We start from the raw sequence: 21,786 nt of genomic DNA on the forward strand, positions 1-21,786 counted from the left end.
TCAGGCTTCTTCGCCGAAGCGGTCGGCGACCAGCGCCTCCAGCGCTTCCAGCGCTTCTTTCGCCTGATTGCCGCTTGCCTCGACATAAACGCTGCAGCCGGGGCTTGCCGCCAGCATCATCAGGCCCATGATGGAGGTGCCGCCAACGGTCATGCCATCCTTGGAAACCGTGATCGTCGCGTCAAAACCTTCGACCATCTGCACGAATTTAGCAGAAGCCCGGGCGTGAAGACCGCGTTTATTGATGATCGGTAGTTCCCGGGAGAATGGCGACATGGGCTGACTTCTCACTTGCCGCTCAAAACGCGGCTGGCGACGTTGATATATTTGCGGCCGGCATCGGATGCGTCCTGAAGGGCCTTGTCCATATTATCTTCGCTGCGAACACCGGCAAGCTTGATCAGCATGGGAAGATTGACCCCTGCGATGACTTCGACATTGCCGTTATTCATGACGGAAATCGCGAGATTGGAAGGCGTGCCGCCGAACATGTCCGTCAGGATGATCACGCCATTGCCGTCATTGGCGCGTGCAACGGCGTCGATGATATCCTGCCGGCGCTGATCCATGTCGTCTTCGGGACCGATACAGACCGTCTCGATCAATTTCTGGGGACCGACGACATGCTCCAACGCATGGCGAAACTCCTCAGCCAGCTTGCCATGGGTGACAAGCACTAGTCCGATCATGAAATGCTCCCTTGCACACGCACTCTCATTGCCGACTATCGCAACGCGGCAATCCTGTCCATCGGTGGGATTTCATCTTGATGAGGAAAATGCGAATCGCAAGCCTAAAATCGCCCGAATCATCGTCACTTCACATTCGTTTCAAAAAGATTCTGAGCAAGTGCAGCAAATTTTCCATAGGGCGTAAGACTGGAAAGCGGAATGCGCAGAAGCCTGATATGCCCGCCGCAGGGCAGGGAAAACACCTCGTCATCTTCGGGAAGTCTTGGATTTGTCCCTGAAAGAACTGTCGTGACCGCAAAATGTAGTGGAGCGCGCGCAACGCTTTTGACGGAAACAATGCCGCTGCCGCGCAATTCCAGCAGACCGGCGATTGCGTCCGGCCGCTCGGCAATGATGTTGTCGCCATCGCGATACACGAAAATCTGATCGTCCGCGATCAGCGCCGCCGGCAATCCGCAGCGTTCCGCCTCTGTCAGGAAGCTGAAGGCAAGCTCGCTTTTGCCGCTACCCGACGGTCCGACGAAAAGGATGCCGGTGTCTTGAACGGTGATGGCGGTGGCGTGCAGGTTGAAGCGTTCAGCGTTCATGGGTTTCGGCCGCCGGCAGCGACAGGGTGAAGCGCGCGCCGGAAATCACGCCATATTTGTCGACCACGTTTTCCGCCCGCAGACTGCCGCCATGGGCTTCGGCGATCTGACGGCTGATCGAAAGGCCAAGGCCGGAATTCTGTCCGAACCCTTCGCTCGCCGGCCGGTCGGTGTAGAAGCGCTCGAAAATCCGGTCGATGTCTTCGGCCTGAATGCCGGGCCCGTTGTCCTCCACCTGCACGATGCAGCGATCCTTGTGACGGGAAAGGCGCACGGTGATGCGACCGCTTTCCTCGGCAACGAAGGAGCGCGCATTCTCGATGAGGTTGGTGACGATCTGGCCGATACGCAGGTCGTGGCCATTCACCACGAAGGAGGTTTTCGCGCCCGCTTTCCGGTCGACGACATAGTCTATCGTTACGCTTTTCTTCTTGGTGCTTATCTGGCGGGATATGTCCACGAGCCCCTTCATCAGCACATCGAGATCGAGCGGCGAGGCGTCGGCGCGCGCCAGTTCGGCATCGAGCCGCGAGGCATCCGAAATGTCGCTGATGAGGCGGTCGAGACGGCGCACATCGTGGAAGATGATTTCGGTCAGGCGCTGTTTCGACTCTTCGGTCTTGGCGCGCGGCAGGGTTTCCACGGCGCTGCGCAGCGAGGTCAGCGGGTTCTTGAGTTCATGGCTGACATCGGCGGCGAAGCTTTCGATGGCGTCGATACGGTCGTAAAGCGCCGTCGTCATTTCACGCAGCGCAATCGAAAGATTGCCGATCTCATCCTGACGCGCCGAGAAATCCGGTATTTCCTCGCGGGTTCTCGCCCCGCGGCGCACGCGGATTGCGGCCGCCGAAAGCCGCCGCAGCGGCGTGGCGATGGTCGAGGACAGGAGCAGCGAGAGCACGATATTGACCAGCGTGGCGATGCCGAAGACACGCATGATGGCGAGGCGCTCCGCATGCACGATCTTGTCGATATCGCCCGCCTGCGTGGACAGCAGCAGAACGCCGAGCACGGCCCGGAAGCGCTGCACCGGCACGGCGACCGAAACGATCAGCTCACCCTTTTCGGTGACGCGCACCACAGCGCCACGCACGCCGGTCAACGCATTCATCACTTCCGGATAGATCGAACCGTCGCCGCCCGGCGCTTCCTTATATTGCGGCAGGCTGCTCGGCTGCAGCATGCGGTTGAACATGCTGGTGAACCAGTCGCCCCAGGTCTGGGTTTCCGGCGTCACCGGCGGCAGATCGAAGCGCAGCACCTGGCCGCGCGAATAAAGGTGACGGGAATCCAGCAGCAGATTGGCGTCGGCATCGAACAGCCGCGCGCGGGTACGCGTCGGCGAAATCAGCCGCCGCAGCACCGGCGCCACCCGCTCCGGATTGATAGGGAAACTCAAGTCCTCGTCATTGGGGGCAGGGGTGATGCTCTGCCCCGCCTGCAATTCGAGCAGCTTTTCCGGATTGATGGTGATCGAATTGGTATCGACCGAGGCGGAAGCGGAGACAGCGCCAGCGATGATCTCGCCCTGCGTCAGCAGGCTTTCCACGCGCGCATCGATCAGCCCTTCGCGGAACTGGTTGAGATAGAGAATGCCGCCGACCAGAACCACCGTCGCCGCGACGTTGAAAAAGAGGATGCGGCGCGTGAGGCTGGAAAACACCGCATTGCCGAAAATGCGCCGGATGATCGTCAGCGGATGGATACGATGGCGGCGTTCGCTGCCGCGTTCTTCGGCATCGTCGCTGTCCGAGACGGTTTCCGGCGTTTTCTTCAACACGTATTAAAGTCCTCACCACCCCCATATCGGGTGGTCCCTTCTGCGCGAGTCGGCTTGTTCAAGCCGCTTCGCGGAAGCGATATCCTACGCCATAAAGCGTTTCAATCATATCGAAGTCGCCATCGACCAGTTTGAACTTCTTGCGAAGGCGCTTGATGTGGCTGTCGATGGTGCGGTCATCCACATAGACCTGTTCGTCATAGGCGGCATCCATCAGCGCGTCGCGGCTTTTCACCACGCCCGGCCGCTGCGCCAGCGAATGCAGGATGAGGAATTCGGTGACCGTCAGCGTCACCGGCTCACCCTTCCAGGTGCAGGTGTGGCGTTCCTGGTCCATGGCGAGCTGCCCGCGTTCAAGCGTGCGCGCCTGCTGATCGGCGGTCGGCTTCAGCACACTGCCGGTTGCGGCGGACGCCTCACGGCTGCTGGCGCGGCGCAGGATGGCCTTGACGCGTTCCACCAGAAGGCGCTGCGAGAAGGGTTTCGTGATGAAGTCGTCCGCACCCATCTTCAGGCCGAACAATTCGTCGATCTCTTCATCCTTGGAGGTGAGGAAGATGACCGGCAGATCCGACTTCTGGCGAAGACGCCGCAAAAGCTCCATGCCGTCCATGCGTGGCATCTTAATATCGAAAATGGCGAGCTGCGGCGGACGGGCGATCAACCCGTCAAGCGCGGAAGCGCCGTCGGTATACGTTTCGACCCGGTAGCCTTCGGCTTCGAGCGCGATCGATACCGAAGTCAGAATATTCCGGTCGTCGTCGACAAGCGCGATCGTCTGCATGTAGTTGGTCTCCATCGTCATTTTCTCGTAACTCCCGACATTCACCCAGCCAAGGTTGTGCGCCGCGAGCCACTCTCTTGAGTATAAAGGTGGAACAAATTGTGGCAAAGGAAAACTCGCTCCGAAATCGCCGGTCAGGCGGGAGCGGATTTTGCGAAAAGGCCACAGCTGGATTTTAATGCGCCTTCAACCGATTTAAAAAGAAATAAAATCTTTTAAATCGATTAATATATTGAAATTGCTAAGTTTTTTAAAGTTCGGCTCTTGCGTTTCTAAAAGCTGCCACGTATTTTCCGAGGAAATTTCAACGTCCTTATCGTCATTAACAAGGAACGCGTCATGAACGAGCTTGGGGTTCATAATCCTGCCAATGGAGTTGCGGAACTCGGACTGGGCGAGGCCTCCCGCGTCTTTTATAACCTCAACGAGAGCGAATTATACGAAGAGGCGATCCGCAATGGCGAGGCCGAACTGACCATCGATGGCGCGCTGCGCGCGGTCACCGGCCAGCACACGGGCCGTTCTCCGAAGGACAAATTCGTCGTCCGCGACGCGTCCACCGAGAACACCATCTGGTGGGACAACAACAAGCCGCTTTCGCCGGAAAATTTCGAGCTGCTGCGCAAGGACATGCTGGCCCATGCCGCCGGCAAGACGCTTTACGTGCAGGACCTGATCGGCGGTGCCGATGAGGAAAATGCGCTGCCGACACGCGTTGTCACCGAACTTGCCTGGCATTCGCTGTTCATCCGCAATCTGCTGATCCGTCCGAAGCGGGAAAAACTGGCGGGTTTCAAACAGAAGCTGACCATCATCAACCTGCCGAGCTTCAAGGCCGATCCGGCCCGTCACGGTGTGCGTTCGGAAACCGTCATCGCCTGCGATCTGACCAACGGCCTCGTCCTCATCGGCGGCACGTCCTATGCCGGCGAAAACAAGAAATCGGTCTTCACGGTGCTGAACTACCTGCTGCCGGCCAAGGGCGTCATGCCCATGCATTGCTCGGCCAATGTCGGTCCGCAGGGCGACTCCGCCGTGTTCTTCGGCCTCTCCGGCACCGGCAAGACCACGCTGTCTGCCGATCCTTCGCGCACGCTGATCGGCGATGACGAGCACGGCTGGGGCGAACACGGCATCTTCAATTTCGAAGGCGGCTGCTATGCCAAGGCGATCAAGCTTTCGGCCGAAGCCGAGCCGGAAATCTACGCCGCGACCCGCCGTTTCGGCACCGTTCTCGAAAACGTCGTGCTGGACGAAAACCGCGTTCCTGATTTCAACGACAATTCGCTGACGGAAAACACCCGCAGCGCCTATCCGCTGCACTTCATTCCGAATGCATCGGAAACGGGCATTGCCGGCCATCCGAAGACGATCATCATGCTGACGGCGGATGCCTTCGGCGTGCTGCCGCCGATTGCGCGTCTGACGCCGGAGCAGGCCATGTACCACTTCCTCTCCGGTTACACCGCAAAGGTTGCCGGCACGGAAAAGGGCGTGACCGAGCCGGAAGCCACCTTCTCCACCTGCTTCGGCGCACCCTTCATGCCGCGCCACCCGGCGGAATACGGCAACCTGCTGCGCGAACTGATCGGTAAGCATGGTGTGGATTGCTGGCTGGTCAATACCGGCTGGACCGGCGGCGCTTACGGCATCGGCAAGCGCATGCCCATCAAGGCGACCCGCGCGCTTTTGACCGCAGCACTGACCGGCGACCTGAAGAATGCGGAATTCCGCACCGACGCGAATTTCGGTTTCGCCGTGCCCCTGTCGCTGGATGGCGTCGACAGCGCGATCCTCGATCCGCGTTCGACCTGGGCCGATGGCGCAGCCTATGACGCGCAGGCAAAGAAGCTGGTGTCGATGTTCGTCACGAACTTCACCAAGTTCGAAGACCACGTCGACAGCAAGGTTCGCGACGCTGCACCTGGCCTCTTGCTCGCGGCTGAATGAATGAAGCCTCATTTATGAGGAGGAGGGGACCCGGCCTTGTGCCGGGTTCTTTCGTTTGGCCTGCTGTTTCCATTCCTGCCGATCTATGGCATCACCGGCGCGGAGAAAGATCATGGCCAGCGACCCGCTTTACATCAGCAACCGTATCACCATCGCCGGCTGGGAGCTGACGGAGCAATTCGTGCTGGCCGGAGGGCCGGGCGGCCAGAACGTCAACAAAGTCTCGACGGCGGTTCAGCTGTTTTTCGACATTGCCAATTCGCCCTCCCTTCCGGATCGGGTAAAGACCAACGCACTGCGCCTCGGTGGCAGGCGTGTGTCGAAAGACGGCGTGCTGATGATAGAGGCGAGCCGGTTTCGCAGCCAGGAGCGCAATCGCGAAGACGCGCGCGAGAGGCTGAAGGAACTGATCCTCGAAGCTGCCGCCCCTCCGCCGCCGGTGCGCAAGGCCACCAAGCCAACCAAGGGCTCCGTCGAGCGCCGCCTCAAGGCGAAGTCCGGTCGCTCCGATATCAAGAAAATGCGCGGCAAACCCTCGGGTGAATAGGGGCAAAATGTTTCGCCCTTGTCATAGAGCTTCAAATATCGTCTGGTAAGCCTCCCTACAACCAAGGAGGGTGCTATGGGTCTGTTCAATTTCATCAAGGAAGCGGGAAAGAGGCTCGGTATCGGCGGCGATGATGCCCCGGATGTCGAAGCGGTCAAGAAGGAACTCGCTTCCCACGATCTCGGCACGGACAGGGTTCAGGTCGAGGTGGTGGACGACAAGGTCGTTCTGAAGGGCGAAGTGGCCGATCAGTCGGTTTTTGAAAAGGCGGTCATCGCGGTCGGCAATACGCTCGGCATTTCCAAGGTCGAGGCCGGCGAGCTGAAAGTGACTGAGGCGCCGGCGAAAGAACCCGTCTTCTACACGGTCAAGAAGGGCGACAATCTCTGGAAGATTGCGGAAGCCCAGTACGGCAAGGCCAATGGCGCGAAGAACAACATCATCTTCGAAGCCAACAAGCCGATGCTGACGCATCCCGACAAGATTTATCCCGGCCAGGTTCTGCGTATTCCTGACCTTGCGTAATAACGGTTTTTAACTGCCGAAGGTGCCGCCACGCGCGGCATCTTCACAGCTTGCGAAGCGCTACCGTGTCGATCAGGTGGTTCTTGCCCTTGCGAAGGATAAGATCGGCACGCGGGCGCGTCGGCACGATGTTCTGCCGCAGGTTCTTCAGGTTGATGTTTTGCCAGAGACCTTCGGCAATGCTCAGCGCCGCCTCTTCGCTGATCGAGGCATAACGGTTGAAGAACGAATTGGGATCGCGGAAGGCGGTTTTTCTCAGATTCATGAACCGGTTCACATACCAGTTGTGAATGAGGCCCTCGTCGGCGTCGATGTAGATCGAGAAATCGAAGAAGTCGGAAACGATCGGCACGATCCGCCCGCCTGCCGGCAGGTCTCGCGATTGCAGCACGTTAATGCCCTCGAAGATGAGAATATCCGGCTGGTCGATGACAGTGAATTCGTTCGGCAGCACGTCATAGGTCAGGTGCGAATAACGCGGTGCCTTCACATTCGGCTGGCCCGCCTTGATCGCCGACAGGAAACGCAGGAGCGCGCCGATATCGTAGCTTTCGGGAAAGCCCTTGCGCTCCATCAGGTTTTCCCGCCGCAGAACCTCATTCGGATAAAGAAATCCGTCTGTCGTGATGAGATCGACCTTGGGGCTGGAGGGCCAACGGGCCAGAAGCTCCTTCAGGATACGTGCTGTCGTCGATTTTCCAACCGCCACGGAGCCGGCAATGCCGATAACGAAAGGCGTCTTGTTGACATCCGCCATGTTGAGGAAGCGGTTGCGCTGTTCGAACAGCAGCTGCGACGCCTCCACATGCGATGACAGGAGGCGCGACAATGAAAGGTAAATGCGCCGCACCTCGTCCAGATCGATCGGGTCGTCCAGCGAGCGCAGACGTTTGACCTCGTCGGCGGAAAGCGTCAGTGGCGTATCGGCACGAAACTTCGACCATTCTTCCGAACTGAAGAAGTGGTAGGGCGAATATTCATCTGGTCGGAAATGATCGAGTGTGCTCGGCATGCCTCTCTCCCCGCTGCCTGCCTCGACATTCATGATGTCGGCCTCGCTGCCTTTTCCGCAAGGCCGGTCTGCCCCGTACGGCGCTCCAGCTCGGCAAAAACGTCGTCCAACGGAATGTCTGCGATCTTCAGCACCACCAGCAGATGGTAAAGCAGATCGGCCGCCTCGTTCTTCAGCCCGTCGCGATCCTTCGCGATAGCGGCGATAACGGCTTCGACAGCCTCTTCACCCAGTTTTTTCGCCGCACGCTCCTGGCCGGAAGCAACCAGCTTGGCCGTCCAGGATTCATCAGGAGAGGCAGCGGCGCGTGTCGCGACGATGCGTTCCAGATCGGAAAGGGAAAATGCGCTCATGTGAAGTTCCTGCAATCAGTCGAGACGCATGGCGATGCCGTGCTCTGCCATGTAGTTCTTGGCTTGCCCGATCGAATAGGTGCCGAAGTGGAAGATGGAGGCGGCAAGCACCGCAGTTGCGTGGCCATCGCGCACGCCCGCCACCAGATCGTCCAGCGTGCCGACGCCGCCGGAGGCGATGACGGGCACGCGAACCTGATCGGCAATGCTGCGTGTCAGGCCGATATCGTATCCGCTCTTGGTGCCATCGCGATCCATCGAGGTGACGAGCAATTCACCGGCGCCGCGTTCGACCATCTTGATGGCGAATTCCACGGCATCGATCCCGGTCGGCTGGCGGCCGCCATGGGTGAAGATTTCCCAGCGGCCTTCTTCTCCATCCTTCGAAACCCGCTTGGCGTCGATGGAAACGACGATGCATTGGTTGCCGAACTTGTCGGCCGCCTGCGCCACGAAATCCGGATCCTTGACGGCTGCGGAGTTGATCGAGACCTTGTCCGCACCGCAAAGGAGCAGCTTGCGAATATCCGCGACGCTGCGAACCCCGCCACCGACGGTGAGCGGCATGAAGCAATGATCGGCGGTACGTGAGACGACATCGAAGATCGTGTCGCGATTATCCGAAGAGGCGGTAATGTCGAGAAAGCAGAGTTCGTCCGCTCCCGCCGCATCATAGGCTTTCGCCGCCTCGACCGGATCGCCGGCGTCGATCAGGTCGACGAAGTTCACGCCCTTGACGACACGGCCATCTTTCACATCGAGGCAGGGAATAACGCGGGCTTTGAGGGTCATACGCGTACCTCCTTTGCAGCCTTGATGAGGGCAAGCGCCTCGGCAGGGTCGATACGGCCATCGTAAAGCGCGCGGCCGGAAATCGCGCCCTCGAGCTTTGCGGCGTCGGGCTGCAACATGCGCTTGATGTCGTTGATGGAGGCGAGACCGCCGGAGGCGATGACCGGGATGGAAACGGCATCCGCCAGTTCCAGCGTAGAGGCCCAGTTGATGCCGGCCAGAATGCCGTCGCGATCGATATCGGTGTAGATGATGGCCGCGACGCCGGCACCTTCGAAGCGCTTGGCCAGTTCGATGACGCCGAGTTCGGACGCTTCCGCCCAGCCTTCCACAGCAACCTTGCCGCCCTTGGCATCGATGCCGACGGCGACCTGACCGGGAAAACGCTTGCAGGCTTCGATAACCAGAACCGGATCGCGCACCGCAACGGTGCCGAGAATGACACGGGCAAGCCCACGGCTCAGCCACGCTTCGATATGATCGAGCGTACGGATGCCGCCGCCAAGCTGCACCGGGTTTTTCGTGGCTTTCAGAATGGCGTCGACAGCTTCGCCATTCACGGTCTCACCGGCAAAGGCGCCGTTGAGATCAACGACATGCAGCCATTCAAAGCCCTGATCCTCGAAGGCCTTGGCCTGTGCGCCGGGGTCTTCGTTATAAACGGTGGCCTGGTCCATATCGCCGAGTTTCAGGCGAACGCACTGGCCGTCTTTAAGGTCGATTGCGGGAAAAAGAATCATGTCAGGGCTTCCAGCGCAGGAAATTGGAAATCAGGGCAAGGCCGAGCGTCTGGCTCTTTTCCGGGTGGAATTGCGCACCCGCCATATTGTCGCGGCCGACGAAAGCCGTCATCGCGCCACCGTAATTGGTGGTGGCGATGACATCGGTCGAATGCTTGGCGGCCAGATGATAGGAATGCACGAAATAGGCGTGCAACCCGTCCGCGCCGGTCTTGATGCCGTCGAAAAGAGGGTGGGCGTGGCGAATTTCCAGCGTGTTCCAGCCGATCTGCGGAATTTTGAGGCTGGGATCGGATGGCGTCATTTCCACGACATCGCCTTCGATCCAGCCGAGCCCGGTGCTGACAGTTTTTTCCAGCCCGCGCGAGGACATCAGTTGCATGCCGACGCAGATACCAAGGAACGGATGGGCCTTTTTCTCCACGGCTTCGACGAGTGCGTCATGCATGCCGGGAACGGCGTCGAGACCGGCGCGGCAATCCGCATAGGCGCCGACGCCCGGCAGAACGATGCGATCCGCCGAGGCGACATGATCCGGCTTGTCGGTCAGGTCGATGGTTGCATTGATGCCGGCTTCACGGGCGGCACGCTCGAAAGCTTTTGTGGCCGAACGCAGGTTGCCCGAACCGTAGTCGATGATCGCGACACGCATGTCAGCGCCTTCCATTCAAGTCGAAAAGAAACGATCCGGCGGGATCGTTGACGAAGTTTTTGTCGCCGCTCTTTTGCGGCGAAGGGGTCCAGACCGGCTGGGACAGCTGTTCCGCCCTCTCGGTGTTTTCGGAGAGACCGGAGAAATATATGTCTTCGGCGCTCGAAAGATCAGGGGCGGAAACGACGGATGTCAGCGTCCAGCCTTTGCGGATCAGGTGCCGGACGAGAAAATCGCGCCCCTCCAGCGCCGTGATGAGCCCGATGGCGAAACCGCAGAGAATGCTAACCGGTTCGAATCCGGCTAATATCGAGATCTGACCGGCCAGAAGGAGTGCGATCACAACCACCGCCGTCGCCAGCCACAGGCGGTTGATGGCGAGCCATAGCCAGGGCGCAATGAGAGCCAGCCAGACGAAACGGTCTGCAACAAAGCGGGTCGTCTTGTGGTCCCTGTCCGGCCCGTTGGGGGCTTCCAGAACGAGATAGCTTGTCATGGGCTTCCTGACAGCTTTGGCGTCAGGCCAGCATGCCCTTCGTGGAGGGAACGCGGCCTGCCTGCCGGGGGTCGATCTCGGTTGCCGTGCGAAGAACGCGGGCAACGGCCTTGAAGCATGTTTCGGCGATATGATGGTTGTTCGCGCCGTAATGGTTCAGGATATGCAATGTGATGCCGGCATTCTGCGCCAGCGCCTGGAAGAACTCGCGCACCAGCTCCGTGTCGAAGGTGCCGATCTTCGGCGCGGAAAAATTGACATTCCAGACCAGGAAAGGCCGGCCGGAGATATCGACGGCGGCCTTGGTCATCGTCTCGTCCATGGCAAGATCGAGCGAGGCGTAACGGGTAATGCCGCGCCGGTCGCCCAGCGCCTTGGCAATCGCCTGGCCGATGGCAATGCCGGTATCTTCCACCGTGTGATGGTCGTCGATATGCAGGTCGCCCTCTACCTCGATCTCCATATCGATCAGCGAATGGCGGCTGAGCTGGTCCAGCATATGGTCGAAAAATCCCACGCCGGTGGAAATTTTCGATTTGCCGGTGCCGTCGATATCCACGCGCACCGAAACCGAGGTTTCGTTGGTCTTGCGGATAATCTCGCCTTTACGTTCTGCCATTTTGGCCGCTCCGTGAAAATGTCGCCGTTCCTTATCAGCACGGGACACAAATATCCAGTTGTTCCATCGTCTTGCCTGACATGACGAAAACGGTGCGTCGTCTCGAAGATTGCAATCGTGAAAAGCAAACTTACATAGAACCCGAGAAGGGCCGCATCCCGGCCCATTAACCGCAGGCCCGGCAGGGCAGACAGGTGTTTGATGACAACAATTATTACAGTCAGGAAGGGCGGCAAGGTCGTCATGGCTGGCGATGGTCAGGTAAGCCTTGGCCAGACCGTCATGAAGGGCAATGCCCGCAAGGTTCGCCGCATCGGCAAGGGCGAAGTGATTGCCGGTTTTGCCGGTGCGACGGCGGATGCTTTTACGCTGCTTGACCGTCTTGAAAAGAAACTCGAGCAATATCCGGGCCAGCTCATGCGCGCCGCAGTAGAGCTTGCGAAGGACTGGCGCACGGATAAATATCTGCGCAATCTCGAAGCCATGATGCTGGTGGCCGATAAATCCACCACGCTCGCCATTACCGGCAATGGCGATGTGCTGGAACCGGAACATGGCGCGATTGCCATCGGTTCCGGCGGCAACTACGCCTTTGCTGCCGCCCGCGCCATGATGGATACGGACAAATCGGCTGAAGAGGTGGCGCGCCAGTCTCTCGATATCGCCGCCGATATCTGCGTTTATACCAATCACAATCTCGTCGTCGAAACCCTCGACGCCGAATAAGCTAGTTTCTCACCCAAGGGTCCTGTGGGCCGGGCCGGAATGGCCGGCCGGAACAGGAAAGCCGAGAGGATAGAATGACCACTTTTTCTCCCCGGGAAATCGTCTCGGAACTTGACCGCTTCATCATCGGCCAGCATGAGGCCAAACGCGCGGTCGCGATTGCGCTGCGTAACCGCTGGCGCCGCCAGCAGCTCGATGAGAGCCTGCGCGATGAAGTCATGCCGAAAAACATTCTCATGATCGGGCCAACCGGTGTCGGCAAGACGGAGATTTCCCGTCGCCTCGCGAAGCTGGCCGGTGCGCCCTTTATCAAGGTCGAGGCGACCAAGTTCACCGAAGTCGGTTATGTCGGCCGCGATGTCGAGCAGATCATTCGCGATCTGGTCGAGATCGGCATCGGCCTCGTGCGCGAAAAGAAGCGCGCCGAAGTACAGGCCAAGGCGCATCAGAGTGCTGAGGAACGGGTGCTCGATGCGCTCGTTGGCGCAACCGCCTCGCCCGGCACGCGTGAAAGCTTCCGCAAGAAGCTGCGCGATGGCGAACTGGACGACAAGGAAATCGACATCGAGGTGGCGGATAGCGGCTCGGGCATGCCCGGTTTCGAAATTCCCGGCATGCCGGGCGCCAATATCGGCGTTCTCAACCTGTCGGAAATGTTCGGCAAGGCCATGGGCGGACGCACCAAGAAAGTGCGCACCACGGTATCGAAATCCTATGCCGATCTGATCCGCGATGAATCCGACAAGCTGCTCGACAATGAAATGATCCAGCGCGAGGCGGTGAAATCGGTCGAAAATGACGGCATCGTCTTCCTCGACGAAATCGACAAGATCGCCGCCCGCGACGGCGGCATGGGTGCCGGCGTCTCGCGCGAAGGCGTGCAGCGCGATTTGCTTCCGCTTGTCGAAGGCACGACGGTTTCGACGAAATACGGGCCGGTGAAAACCGACCACGTCCTCTTCATCGCATCGGGCGCCTTCCATGTGGCGAAGCCTTCGGACCTCCTGCCCGAACTTCAGGGCCGTCTGCCGATCCGCGTCGAGCTGAAGCCGCTGACAAAGGAAGATTTCCGCCGCATCCTGACGGAGACGGAAGCAAGCCTCATCCGCCAGTACAAGGCGCTGATGGCGACGGAAGAACTCGACCTCGATTTCACCGACGATGCAATCGATGCCCTGGCCGATGTGGCTGTTCATCTCAATTCGTCGGTCGAGAATATCGGTGCGCGCCGTCTGCAGACGGTGATGGAGCGCGTTCTGGACGAGATTTCCTTCAATGCGCCGGATCGCGGCGGTTCCGCCGTCAAGATCGATCAGGAATATGTCCGCAAACATGTCGGCGATCTCGCCGCCGATACGGATTTGTCCCGCTATATTCTCTGAAGACTTCAGGGATACGAGAAAGAGGAGTGCGGCCATATTTGCCGCACTCTTTTATTTTATCCGCCTTGTCTCGCATTCAGCCCGCATTTTGTTTATGGGAAGGGCTGCATTCCGGTTGGAACCGCTTTAGTGGAATGATCCGGTTTTCCCAGCGTATTTCGCTGGCGGAAGCCGCAGGCTTGAGAAAAGGCATTCGCTCGTGCGCAAAACTCTTCTGGCATTTGCCGCTGCTTTGACGTTCACCGTCACCGCGTCTTCTTACGTCGAAGCCGCGACGGTCGTTCCGCCAGGCAATCGCAATGCCGAACAGCCCGGCGTTCCCGGCGCTTCCGCAAAAAGAACAAAGGCGTCCAACACCTCTTTCGAGCGCAAGTACCAGAAGGTCATCGATCTCTTGTCCTCTGACAAGGCGCTGATCGCCAAGATCAAGTCGACTGCCGGGCGCTACGGTATCGATCCGATCCATATGATCGGCGCGATCGTCGGCGAACATACCTATAATGTCGACGCCTATGACCGGCTGCAGTCCTATTACGTCAAGGCGGCCTCTTATGCGGGCAACAGCTTCCGTTTTGGCTACAAGGACGAAACCATCGCGCAGTTTCTGACCCATTCGCAATTCGCCAAATGCCAGTCGAAGAGGGATTCCTACAGTGTCTGGAACTGTCGGGAAGATGTCTGGGAAGACAGTTTCCGCGGCAAGACGGTCGATGGTGTCGCCTATCCGAACAACCGTTTCAGTGCTGTGTTTTTCCAGCCCTTCTATGCCGGCCAGACCTTCGGCCTCGGCCAGATCAACCCGCTGACCGCGCTGATGTTGTCCGATATGGTGTCCAGAACTTCCGGCTATGAGAAGCTGGATGAGAACGACGCCACCGCCGTCTACACCGCCATCATGGACCCTGACCGGTCGCTCGCTTTCATGGCGGCGTCCATCCGCAAGTCCATCGACGACTATAAATCTATTGCCGACATGGATATTTCGAAAAATCCGGGTGTGACCTCCACGCTTTATAATGTCGGCGGGTCGCAGCAGCGTGCCGCTGCGCTTGCCCAGAAGAACCGCCAGCGCGCCTCAGGCGGGGAGCAGCCCTTATTGCCGGAGGAAAATTATTACGGCTGGCTGGTGAATGACCGCATCAAGGACCTGCAGGCGCTTTTGTAGAAAAAGGCGACTATTGCCCGTATTGTTTCCAAAACGGAAATAATATTTGGCTGTCCGCCGCAATTGACGAGCGGCCGTCTCCGCGTCCAATCTGTGCCTTCAGAATAGAGGAGGCGCATGTGAGCCGCACGAATAAATTCGGTCTTTCCATCGATGACAGGCTTTATGCCTTTTTGACTGACGACGTCCTGCCCGGCACGGGTCTGGACAGCGAGGCGTTCTTCGAAGGTTTTTCGACCATTGTTCACGAGCTTTCTCCGAAGAACCGCGAATTGCTGGCAAAGCGTGACGCCCTGCAGGAAAAGCTGGATGGCTGGTATCGGCAGAATGGCGCGCCGGCGGATTTTGACGCCTATGAGGGCTTTCTGAAGGAAATCGGCTATCTTCTGCCGGAAGGTCCCGGCTTCCAGGTGGAAACCAGCAATGTCGACCCTGAAATAGCCGCCGTTGCCGGCCCGCAGCTCGTCGTTCCGGTCATGAATGCGCGTTATGCGCTGAATGCGGCCAATGCCCGCTGGGGTTCGCTTTACGATGCGCTTTACGGCACGGATGCTATTTCTGACGCCGACGGCGGGGAAAAGGGCAGGGGGTACAATCCGAAGCGCGGTGAAAAGGTCATTGCCTGGGCGCGAAACTTCCTCGATGAATCCGCGCCGCTGGAGACGGGAAGCTGGTCCGCGGTGACCGGTTTCAAGATCGAGGATGGCCTGTTGCAGCTTGCCATCGGCGACGCCAGGACTGGCCTCAAGGATGCAGCCCAGTTTAAGGGTTTCAGCGGCGAAGCGGCAAAGCCTGCAACGATCCTGTTCGGCAAGAATGGTTTGCACACTGAAATCGTCATCGATCCCACGACCGAAATCGGCAAGGGCGACAAGGCGGGAATCTCCGATGTCATTCTCGAATCCGCGCTCACGACCATCATGGATTGCGAGGATTCGGTTGCCGCCGTCGATGCCGAAGACAAGGTGCTGGTTTATGGCAACTGGCTTGGCCTGATGCGCGGCGACCTGACCGAAGAAGTCTCCAAGGGCGGCAAGACCTTCACCCGCAGCCTCAACCCGGATCGCTATTATACCGCTCCCAGCGGTTCTGCGCTCACACTGCCCGGCCGTTCCCTGATGCTGGTGCGCAATGTCGGTCATCTGATGACCAATCCGGCGATCCTCGACAGGGACGGTCGTGAGGTTCCCGAAGGTATCATGGATGCCGTCGTCACGGCGTTGATTGCCCTCTATGATGTCGGTCCATCAGGGCGACGTCAGAATTCCCGCGCCGGCTCCATGTATGTCGTCAAGCCGAAGATGCACGGGCCGGAGGAAGTGGCCTTCGCCAACGAAATCTTCAGCCGGGTCGAAAAGCTTGTCGGCATGGCGCCGAACACTATGAAAATGGGCATCATGGATGAGGAGCGCCGCACCACGGTCAACCTCAAGGAAAGTATTCGCGCCGCGAAGGATCGCGTCGTCTTCATCAATACGGGCTTCCTCGACCGTACCGGTGACGAAATCCACACCTCGATGGAGGCGGGTCCGATGATCCGCAAGGGCGACATGAAGCAGGCGGCATGGATCGCGGCTTACGAGAACTGGAACGTCGATATCGGCCTCGAATGCGGCCTTTCCGGCCATGCGCAGATCGGCAAGGGCATGTGGGCCATGCCGGATTTGATGGCGGCGATGCTGGAGCAGAAGATCGCGCATCCGAAGGCCGGCGCCAACACCGCCTGGGTGCCGTCGCCGACGGCAGCAACGCTGCATGCCACGCATTATCACAAGGTCGATGTCGCTGCCGTTCAGGAAGGTTTGAAAAGCCGCGGCCGTGCGAAGCTTTCCGATATTCTGTCGGTGCCGGTCGCGCCGCGTCCCAACTGGACGCCGGAAGAAATCCAGCGCGAACTCGACAACAACGCGCAGGGCATTCTCGGATACGTCGTGCGCTGGGTCGATCAGGGCGTTGGTTGCTCGAAGGTGCCGGATATCAACAATATCGGGCTGATGGAGGACCGCGCCACGCTGCGCATCTCCGCGCAGCACATGGCGAACTGGCTGCGCCATGGCGTCGTGACGCAGGAGCAGATCGTCGAGACCATGAAACGCATGGCCGCCGTGGTCGATGCGCAGAATGCCGGCGATCCGGCCTATCTGCCGATGGCACCCGATTTCGATGGCTCGGTGGCATTTCAGGCGGCTGTCGAACTGGTGCTGAAGGGCCGTGAACAACCGAACGGCTACACCGAGCCGGTTCTGCACCGCCGCCGTCTGGAACTGAAGGCCAAGCAGGCGGCCTGAAGCCGTCAGCCGTCCTGAGAAACAAAAAAGCCGCCGGGGAAATCCACGGCGGCTTTTTCTGGTCTGGTATGTGATCTTTACTGGATCACGATGACCTTGGTGCTGCGGCCGGGACGAACGCGGCTGTAAAGGTCGATGACGTCCTGGTTGATCATGCGAATGCAGCCGGAAGAGGCGGCGGTGCCGATCGAGGCCCATTCGGGCGAACCATGGATGCGGAACAGCGTGTCCTGCCCCTTTTCATTGAAGAGATACATGGCGCGCGCGCCGAGCGGGTTGGTCAGACCCGGACCCATGCCAGCCTCGACATATTTGGCGACTTCCGGCTTACGGTCCGCCATTTCTTTCGGCGGATGCCACATCGGCCATTCCTGCTTCCAGGCGACATAGGCCTCACCGGCCCAGGCGAAACCTGCCTTGCCGACGCCGATGCCGTAACGAACCGCGCGGTTGCCGGAGAGGATGTAATAGAGGTAACGCTCACGCGTATTGACGATGATGGTGCCGGCGCGTTCGGATGTCTGGAATTCGACGATCTGACGGCGGTACTTCTCATTCACACGGTTGATCGGAATGGCCGGCAGCGCATAGCCCGCATCGGTCACGGGACCGTAGACATCGTTGAAGATCTGGACCGTTTCGACCTTCGCCGGAACGGGGTCAGCAACCGGTACTGACGCTGCGATCTTGCCGGAGGTCGGAGCGGAGGATTGGGAGGTAGTTTCGGCGCAGCCGGCCAGAGCCAGTGCTGCCGTCAGACCGAGTGCGGTCAATGGGGTGCGGATGCGCATGTCGTTCTCGCGGAAAATTCGCCAAATTGTGCGAAAGAGTAGGCTTAATTGGATAAATCGGTTATTTTCCATTCAGCCGCTCTTGGCAAGCCGTTGCGCCGCCGCGAAACGGTCGGGCATTTAAAATTGCCGGTTGATTGCCTTTTTGCAACAATAGGCCAAACGCTTCAGCAGCCTTTATCCATGACTATTCTTTCCGTTACCAACAATAATCCGTTAATAGACGGTCGCCAGTCGGACAAGGCGATGCTGGTGCGCCGCGGCGTTCAGGTGCTTCTGCACGAAATGCGCCATTCGGTGCTGCCGGAACTGCCGCTTGCAAGCGGGCGACGGGCAGATCTCATCAGCCTGTCGGTCAAGGGTGAAATCTGGATCATAGAGATCAAATCCTCCATCGAGGATTTCCGTGTCGATCGCAAATGGCCGGAATACCGCCTGCATTGCGACCGGCTGTTCTTCGCCACCCATCCTGAAGTGCCGACCGACATATTCCCGGAGGAATGCGGGCTGATCCTGTCGGATGGATATGGCGCCCATATGCTGCGCGATGCGCCGGAGCATAAATTGCCACCGGCAACCCGCAAGTCGGTAATGCTGGATTTCTCGCGAACCGCTGCGACCCGGCTGATGCTGGCGGAATGGACGACCGGGCGCAGCTTCGGAGAATGACTTCCGTTATTTGGGCGCGCGTTTGGCGAGAATGCGTTGCAGCGTTCGCCGGTGCATGTTCAGCCGGCGGGCGGTTTCCGAAACGTTGCGCTCGCACATTTCATAGACACGCTGAATATGCTCCCACCGAACCCGGTCTGCCGACATCGGGTTTTCAGGAACTTCGGTCTTTTCGCCCTTGCGCTGCGTCAGCGCATTGAACACATCGTCCGCATCGGCGGGCTTGGCCAGATAGTCCAGCGCCCCAAGTTTCACGGCGGTAACGGCGGTTGCGATATTGCCGTAGCCGGTCAGAACGACGATCTGCGTATCGTCCCGGTTCTGCCTGATGGCCTCGATGACTTCCAGACCGTTGCCATCCGCAAGCCTCAGATCGACAACCGCATATTTCGGCGGTGCAGCTTTGGAGCGGGCAATGCCGTCGCTGACCGTCTCGGCGGTGTCGACGGTAAAGCCGCGTGTTTCCATCGCCCGGGCAAGCCGGCGCAGAAACGGGCCGTCATCATCGACGATCAGCAGCGATCTGTCCGGTCCGATCGGGTCGATGTCGTCCGTTGGCGCGCTGGTGGAGTTGTTCTGGTCTTCTGTCTTCATGTTTCCGGCCTTCCGGCAACTTCGTCGGCTTGGTTTTCTTCTTCTTATCGCCGCTTCAACGTGGATGGTAAAGTCAACGGCTTCTTTTATCGTCCATAAGCGCCCGAGGCCAGACGATTGTGACCCGCGCTCCGGTTCCGCTCGTGCCACGATTTTCAAAGGTGACGGTGGCGCCGGAGCGCTCCAGCAGGGTCTTGGCGATGAAAAGCCCGAGCCCGAGCCCGCCCGCCCGTGTGTCATTGTGACGTTCGGTCACATAGGGCTCGCCGATACGGGCAAGCACGTCATGGGCATAACCCGGCCCATCGTCTTCAATGATGACGGCGACGTTCTGCTGGTCGTAATCCACCGTCACGATCACCTTTTCCCGCGCATAATCCACGCCGTTTTCAATGAGGTTGCCAAGACCGTAGATGATGCCGGCATTGCGGATACCGACCGGCTCGTCGGCGCGATTGTTCTTTTCAACGAGTTCGAGGCGGATGCCGAATTCCCGGTGCGGCGCCATCACTTCCTCGATCAGTGAGGAGAGCGGCAGGCGGCGCATGTGCTCCTCATTGTCGGCGGAAAGCGAAGTGAGACGGCGCAGAATGTCACGGCATCTTTCGCTCTGGCTGCGCAACAAGGCTATATCTTCGCCAAATTTTTCGTCGTTTCCGAGTTCCCGCTCCATCTCCTTCGCGACGACACTGATGGTCGCGAGCGGCGTGCCAAGCTCATGCGCCGCTGCCGCCGCCAGCCCATCCAGCTGCGAGAGATGTTTTTCCCGCTCAAGCACGAGCTCGGTTGCAGCCAGCGCATCCGCCAGCTGATTGGCCTCATGCGAAACGCGATAGGCGTAAAAGGCCGCAAAAGAGGTTGTGGCGATGATCGCGACCCAGGTGCCGACATGCAGCAGAAGCTGGATCGGCAAAACCTCGCCGGGATACCACGGAACCGGAAAGGGCGAAAAGGCGATCGCGGTCGAGCAGATGACGGCAAAGCCGAGGAGAATGAGCGAATGCCGCAGCGGCTGGGAGGCAAAGGCGATGATGACCTGCACACAGATCAGCGGCGCGAAGGGATTGGAAAGTCCGCCGGTGATGTAAATGAGCGCCGTCAATTGCAGCAGGTCGAAGGCTAGCAGCAATGTCGCTTCCCAGGGCTCCAGCCGATAGGTGGAGGGAAAGCGGGCGGTGAGAAACAGATTTGCAAGAGCGAGTGCCGCGATCAGAAGGCCGCAGGCCAGAAGCGGCAGGGGGAAATTGAGCCCGAAAGCGACAAGCAGTATCGTTGCCGTCTGTCCCGCAACCGCCAGCCAGCGCAGCCAGACGATGGTCTGCAGCCTTATCCTGCGGCTGGCGCGGCCGAGCCTCGTGGTTTCGATAGAATGGCCAGCCACCGTCATCTCCTTTGCCCTGTTCATCATCGTCACGTCCCGCGCGGTTTTGCACGGCTTGTCGGCAGGGCCGATGCCGGGTCTTCCGGCCATGGATGGCGTGGATAACGCCCGCGCATATCCGCCCGCACATCCTTCCAGGACCCCGACCAGAAACCGGGAAGATCGCGTGTCGTCTGTATCGGCCTGTGCGCCGGGGAGGTCAATTCCAGGAGCAGCGGCAACCGTCCCTGTGCAATGGACGGGTGGGCTCTCAGCCCGAAAAGTTCCTGCACGCGAATGGAAAGCGTCGGTTCGCTGGCGTCGTAACGAATGGGATGCCGCTGGCCTGTCGGTGCTTCGAAATGCGTCGGCGCCAACTTGGCGAGATCGCGCGCTACCTCATGCGGCACCAGAGACAGGATCCCTTCGGAGAGGCTGCCGGGCCGGATGTCCTGCAGGCTGCGCGCACCGTTCTGAAAAGGGACGAACCATTCGTCCAGCTTGGAGAGCAATGCCTCGTCGCTGACATCCGGCCAGGGCTCCCCGATACTGGCGTTCAGAAAGCCGATCCTGTCACGCAACTGCAGCGTCTCTTTCGAAAAAGGAAGAATGCCGATGCCGAATTCCCGAACGCCATTGGCGAGCGCCTGTGCCGCCTGTTCGCCCTCGGGACGGGGCAGGGGTGTCTCATCGAGTATGATGGCGCCAAGCCGCGTCACCTTTCGCGCGCGCGCCTGGCCGCTCGCCTTGTCGAAAAGCAGCTGGTCCTGCTGAACGATGAGATGCGGCATCCGCTCTTCTATATCGGTCCTCTCTATGCCTGCCGCCGCAAGGATGCGCGGCTGCGCCGCTCGCCCGGTAATATCGGCAACCACCAGCATTTTGCTCGCCGCCAGCCGTTCTGTCTCGGTAAGCTCCGCGCCACGCCCGTTGGCCATCACATAACGTCCCCGCGCACCGCGCTGAAGCGCGATCCTGTCCGGATAGGCATGCAGCAGCAGCGGCCCCGCCTCACTCGGCAACTCGGTTGCCGCCGTTTTGTCACCGATCGCGTCGAACAGCCTCGATGCCAGCTTGCGCGCCGCGTGCGCCCTTTCGCTTCTGTCAGAAAGAAAGCGCCGCAGCCGTTCATCGAGATCGATATCGTTTCCGCCGAGCCCCTGTTCCGTCAGCATGACGGCGAGCATCGCCGCCTTTTTCCCCGCGCCTTCGCTTGCCGCCGCAATCACCATGGCCGCCAGCCGTGGCGGCAATGAAAGGCCGCGCATCAGATGGCCGCGCT

General features: G+C 59.5%; 24 protein-coding genes (1 of these 24 cut by a window edge). 8 read left to right on the top strand and 16 right to left on the bottom strand.

Features of this window, described 5'->3' with window-relative positions:
• The 5 genes from CFBP4996_RS13135 to chvI all read right to left on the bottom strand — a co-directional run bounded on the left by CFBP4996_RS13135 (window position 1) and on the right by chvI (window position 3,843).
• Window positions 1-276: an HPr family phosphocarrier protein gene (locus tag CFBP4996_RS13135; protein WP_003521181.1), complete on the bottom strand. Its 276-nt coding sequence runs from the start codon at window positions 274-276 to the stop codon at window positions 1-3.
• Window positions 277-287: 11 nt separating this feature from the next.
• The gene (locus tag CFBP4996_RS13140; RefSeq protein WP_003505374.1) at window positions 288-689 is read right to left on the bottom strand and encodes a PTS sugar transporter subunit IIA; all 402 of its coding nucleotides are present in this window, start codon (window positions 687-689) and stop codon (window positions 288-290) included.
• 125 nt (window positions 690-814) lie between these two features.
• Window positions 815-1,279, bottom strand: a complete 465-nt coding sequence (locus CFBP4996_RS13145; protein WP_003521182.1) for an HPr kinase/phosphorylase — start codon at window positions 1,277-1,279, stop codon at window positions 815-817.
• Window positions 1,269-3,059, bottom strand: coding sequence for a two-component system sensor histidine kinase ChvG (gene chvG, locus CFBP4996_RS13150; protein WP_035264114.1), 1,791 nt, complete (start codon window positions 3,057-3,059; stop codon window positions 1,269-1,271). The genes CFBP4996_RS13145 and chvG overlap by 11 nt, the downstream gene beginning before the upstream one ends.
• 58 nt (window positions 3,060-3,117) lie before the next feature.
• Window positions 3,118-3,843, bottom strand: a complete 726-nt coding sequence (gene chvI / locus CFBP4996_RS13155; RefSeq protein ID WP_003505377.1) for a two-component system response regulator ChvI — start codon at window positions 3,841-3,843, stop codon at window positions 3,118-3,120.
• A gap of 339 nt (window positions 3,844-4,182) precedes the next feature.
• Between chvI and CFBP4996_RS13160 the strand changes: the two genes are divergently transcribed.
• The 3 genes from CFBP4996_RS13160 (at window position 4,183) to lysM (ending at window position 6,865) form a co-directional block, all read left to right on the top strand.
• Entirely contained in the window at window positions 4,183-5,793 is a 1,611-nt protein-coding gene (locus CFBP4996_RS13160; protein WP_035222020.1) for a phosphoenolpyruvate carboxykinase, read from the top strand.
• A gap of 112 nt (window positions 5,794-5,905) precedes the next feature.
• Window positions 5,906-6,340, top strand: a complete 435-nt coding sequence (gene arfB, locus CFBP4996_RS13165) for an alternative ribosome rescue aminoacyl-tRNA hydrolase ArfB (RefSeq protein ID WP_020808712.1) — start codon at window positions 5,906-5,908, stop codon at window positions 6,338-6,340.
• Between the two features lie 75 nt (window positions 6,341-6,415).
• Entirely contained in the window at window positions 6,416-6,865 is a 450-nt protein-coding gene (lysM, locus tag CFBP4996_RS13170) for a peptidoglycan-binding protein LysM (protein ID WP_080852912.1), read from the top strand.
• A gap of 43 nt (window positions 6,866-6,908) precedes the next feature.
• Here the strand turns inward: lysM and coaA are convergent, their stop codons facing one another.
• From coaA to hisB, 7 genes are read right to left on the bottom strand one after another with little or no spacing between them, the layout of a single operon-like run.
• Window positions 6,909-7,910 (bottom strand): type I pantothenate kinase, encoded by a 1,002-nt coding sequence (gene coaA / locus CFBP4996_RS13175; protein WP_020808714.1) that lies wholly within the window; start codon window positions 7,908-7,910, stop codon window positions 6,909-6,911.
• A complete protein-coding gene (locus tag CFBP4996_RS13180; protein ID WP_080852911.1) occupies window positions 7,907-8,230 on the bottom strand; it encodes a phosphoribosyl-ATP diphosphatase in 324 nt (107 codons plus the stop codon). The genes coaA and CFBP4996_RS13180 overlap by 4 nt, the downstream gene beginning before the upstream one ends.
• Window positions 8,231-8,245: 15 nt before the next feature.
• Entirely contained in the window at window positions 8,246-9,022 is a 777-nt protein-coding gene (gene hisF / locus CFBP4996_RS13185; RefSeq protein ID WP_052818623.1) for an imidazole glycerol phosphate synthase subunit HisF, read from the bottom strand.
• Complete coding sequence (gene hisA, locus CFBP4996_RS13190) at window positions 9,019-9,762, bottom strand: 1-(5-phosphoribosyl)-5-[(5-phosphoribosylamino)methylideneamino]imidazole-4-carboxamide isomerase (protein ID WP_080852910.1); 744 nt, start codon at window positions 9,760-9,762, stop codon at window positions 9,019-9,021. Before hisA ends, hisF begins: the two co-directional genes overlap by 4 nt.
• A gap of 1 nt (window position 9,763) precedes the next feature.
• The gene (gene hisH / locus CFBP4996_RS13195; protein WP_080852909.1) at window positions 9,764-10,414 is read right to left on the bottom strand and encodes an imidazole glycerol phosphate synthase subunit HisH; all 651 of its coding nucleotides are present in this window, start codon (window positions 10,412-10,414) and stop codon (window positions 9,764-9,766) included.
• Between the two features lies 1 nt (window position 10,415).
• Window positions 10,416-10,910 (bottom strand): DUF2628 domain-containing protein, encoded by a 495-nt coding sequence (locus tag CFBP4996_RS13200; RefSeq protein WP_080852908.1) that lies wholly within the window; start codon window positions 10,908-10,910, stop codon window positions 10,416-10,418.
• Window positions 10,911-10,932: 22 nt separating this feature from the next.
• Window positions 10,933-11,529 (bottom strand): imidazoleglycerol-phosphate dehydratase HisB, encoded by a 597-nt coding sequence (hisB, locus tag CFBP4996_RS13205; RefSeq protein WP_065656798.1) that lies wholly within the window; start codon window positions 11,527-11,529, stop codon window positions 10,933-10,935.
• Between the two features lie 201 nt (window positions 11,530-11,730).
• On the opposite strand from hisB, the gene hslV reads away from it, so the two are divergent.
• From hslV to CFBP4996_RS13225, 4 genes are all read left to right on the top strand, one after another.
• A complete protein-coding gene (gene hslV / locus CFBP4996_RS13210) occupies window positions 11,731-12,255 on the top strand; it encodes an ATP-dependent protease subunit HslV (RefSeq protein WP_003521197.1) in 525 nt (174 codons plus the stop codon).
• Window positions 12,256-12,329: 74 nt separating this feature from the next.
• On the top strand, window positions 12,330-13,637 hold the full coding sequence (gene hslU / locus CFBP4996_RS13215; RefSeq protein WP_003521199.1) for an ATP-dependent protease ATPase subunit HslU: 1,308 nt from the start codon (window positions 12,330-12,332) through the stop codon (window positions 13,635-13,637).
• Window positions 13,638-13,836: 199 nt separating this feature from the next.
• Window positions 13,837-14,802: a DUF1402 family protein gene (locus CFBP4996_RS13220; protein ID WP_080852907.1), complete on the top strand. Its 966-nt coding sequence runs from the start codon at window positions 13,837-13,839 to the stop codon at window positions 14,800-14,802.
• A 119-nt stretch (window positions 14,803-14,921) separates the two neighbouring features.
• Entirely contained in the window at window positions 14,922-17,090 is a 2,169-nt protein-coding gene (locus CFBP4996_RS13225) for a malate synthase G (protein ID WP_080852906.1), read from the top strand.
• Between the two features lie 77 nt (window positions 17,091-17,167).
• Here the strand turns inward: CFBP4996_RS13225 and CFBP4996_RS13230 are convergent, their stop codons facing one another.
• Window positions 17,168-17,881, bottom strand: coding sequence for a L,D-transpeptidase (locus tag CFBP4996_RS13230; protein ID WP_003521204.1), 714 nt, complete (start codon window positions 17,879-17,881; stop codon window positions 17,168-17,170).
• 183 nt (window positions 17,882-18,064) lie between these two features.
• Here CFBP4996_RS13230 and CFBP4996_RS13235 point away from each other — a divergent pair, with 183 nt between their 5' ends.
• Entirely contained in the window at window positions 18,065-18,550 is a 486-nt protein-coding gene (locus tag CFBP4996_RS13235; RefSeq protein WP_004444350.1) for an MmcB family DNA repair protein, read from the top strand.
• 6 nt (window positions 18,551-18,556) lie between these two features.
• Here the strand turns inward: CFBP4996_RS13235 and CFBP4996_RS13240 are convergent, their stop codons facing one another.
• The 3 genes from CFBP4996_RS13240 to hrpB form a co-directional block, all read right to left on the bottom strand.
• Window positions 18,557-19,144 carry an ActR/PrrA/RegA family redox response regulator transcription factor gene (locus tag CFBP4996_RS13240; protein ID WP_080815397.1) on the bottom strand — a complete coding sequence of 196 codons (588 nt, stop codon included), beginning with the start codon at window positions 19,142-19,144 and terminating at the stop codon, window positions 18,557-18,559.
• A 73-nt stretch (window positions 19,145-19,217) separates the two neighbouring features.
• Window positions 19,218-20,525 carry a two-component system sensor histidine kinase ActS gene (gene actS, locus CFBP4996_RS13245; protein WP_080853283.1) on the bottom strand — a complete coding sequence of 436 codons (1,308 nt, stop codon included), beginning with the start codon at window positions 20,523-20,525 and terminating at the stop codon, window positions 19,218-19,220.
• Between the two features lie 29 nt (window positions 20,526-20,554).
• Window positions 20,555-21,786, bottom strand: partial view of an ATP-dependent helicase HrpB gene (hrpB, locus tag CFBP4996_RS13250; RefSeq protein WP_080852905.1) — the 3' end only. The gene runs 1,255 nt beyond the window's last position; only the last 1,232 of its 2,487 coding nucleotides appear in the window; its start codon lies off the right edge, out of view; its stop codon occupies window positions 20,555-20,557.

Source organism: Agrobacterium leguminum (genome assembly GCF_005144435.2).
Taxonomy (GTDB): Bacteria; Pseudomonadota; Alphaproteobacteria; order Rhizobiales; family Rhizobiaceae; genus Agrobacterium; species Agrobacterium leguminum.

Excerpts from the sequence above, each read along its gene's own strand:
- CFBP4996_RS13160 (WP_035222020.1), top strand. The coding sequence starts at position 4,183 with ATGAACGAGCTTGGGGTTCATAATCCTGCCAATGGAGTTGCGGAACTC.
- hisH (WP_080852909.1), bottom strand. The coding sequence starts at position 10,414 with ATGCGTGTCGCGATCATCGACTACGGTTCGGGCAACCTGCGTTCGGCC.
- CFBP4996_RS13240 (WP_080815397.1), bottom strand. The coding sequence starts at position 19,144 with ATGAAGACAGAAGACCAGAACAACTCCACCAGCGCGCCAACGGACGAC.
- arfB (WP_020808712.1), top strand. The coding sequence starts at position 5,906 with ATGGCCAGCGACCCGCTTTACATCAGCAACCGTATCACCATCGCCGGC.
- CFBP4996_RS13230 (WP_003521204.1), bottom strand. The coding sequence starts at position 17,881 with ATGCGCATCCGCACCCCATTGACCGCACTCGGTCTGACGGCAGCACTG.
- CFBP4996_RS13140 (WP_003505374.1), bottom strand. The coding sequence starts at position 689 with ATGATCGGACTAGTGCTTGTCACCCATGGCAAGCTGGCTGAGGAGTTT.
- CFBP4996_RS13145 (WP_003521182.1), bottom strand. The coding sequence starts at position 1,279 with ATGAACGCTGAACGCTTCAACCTGCACGCCACCGCCATCACCGTTCAA.
- hslU (WP_003521199.1), top strand. The coding sequence starts at position 12,330 with ATGACCACTTTTTCTCCCCGGGAAATCGTCTCGGAACTTGACCGCTTC.
- hisA (WP_080852910.1), bottom strand. The coding sequence starts at position 9,762 with ATGATTCTTTTTCCCGCAATCGACCTTAAAGACGGCCAGTGCGTTCGC.
- chvI (WP_003505377.1), bottom strand. The coding sequence starts at position 3,843 with ATGCAGACGATCGCGCTTGTCGACGACGACCGGAATATTCTGACTTCG.
- hslV (WP_003521197.1), top strand. The coding sequence starts at position 11,731 with ATGACAACAATTATTACAGTCAGGAAGGGCGGCAAGGTCGTCATGGCT.
- CFBP4996_RS13235 (WP_004444350.1), top strand. The coding sequence starts at position 18,065 with ATGACTATTCTTTCCGTTACCAACAATAATCCGTTAATAGACGGTCGC.
- CFBP4996_RS13180 (WP_080852911.1), bottom strand. The coding sequence starts at position 8,230 with ATGAGCGCATTTTCCCTTTCCGATCTGGAACGCATCGTCGCGACACGC.
- CFBP4996_RS13135 (WP_003521181.1), bottom strand. The coding sequence starts at position 276 with ATGTCGCCATTCTCCCGGGAACTACCGATCATCAATAAACGCGGTCTT.
- hisB (WP_065656798.1), bottom strand. The coding sequence starts at position 11,529 with ATGGCAGAACGTAAAGGCGAGATTATCCGCAAGACCAACGAAACCTCG.
- lysM (WP_080852912.1), top strand. The coding sequence starts at position 6,416 with ATGGGTCTGTTCAATTTCATCAAGGAAGCGGGAAAGAGGCTCGGTATC.
- coaA (WP_020808714.1), bottom strand. The coding sequence starts at position 7,910 with ATGAATGTCGAGGCAGGCAGCGGGGAGAGAGGCATGCCGAGCACACTC.
- CFBP4996_RS13200 (WP_080852908.1), bottom strand. The coding sequence starts at position 10,910 with ATGACAAGCTATCTCGTTCTGGAAGCCCCCAACGGGCCGGACAGGGAC.
- hisF (WP_052818623.1), bottom strand. The coding sequence starts at position 9,022 with ATGACCCTCAAAGCCCGCGTTATTCCCTGCCTCGATGTGAAAGATGGC.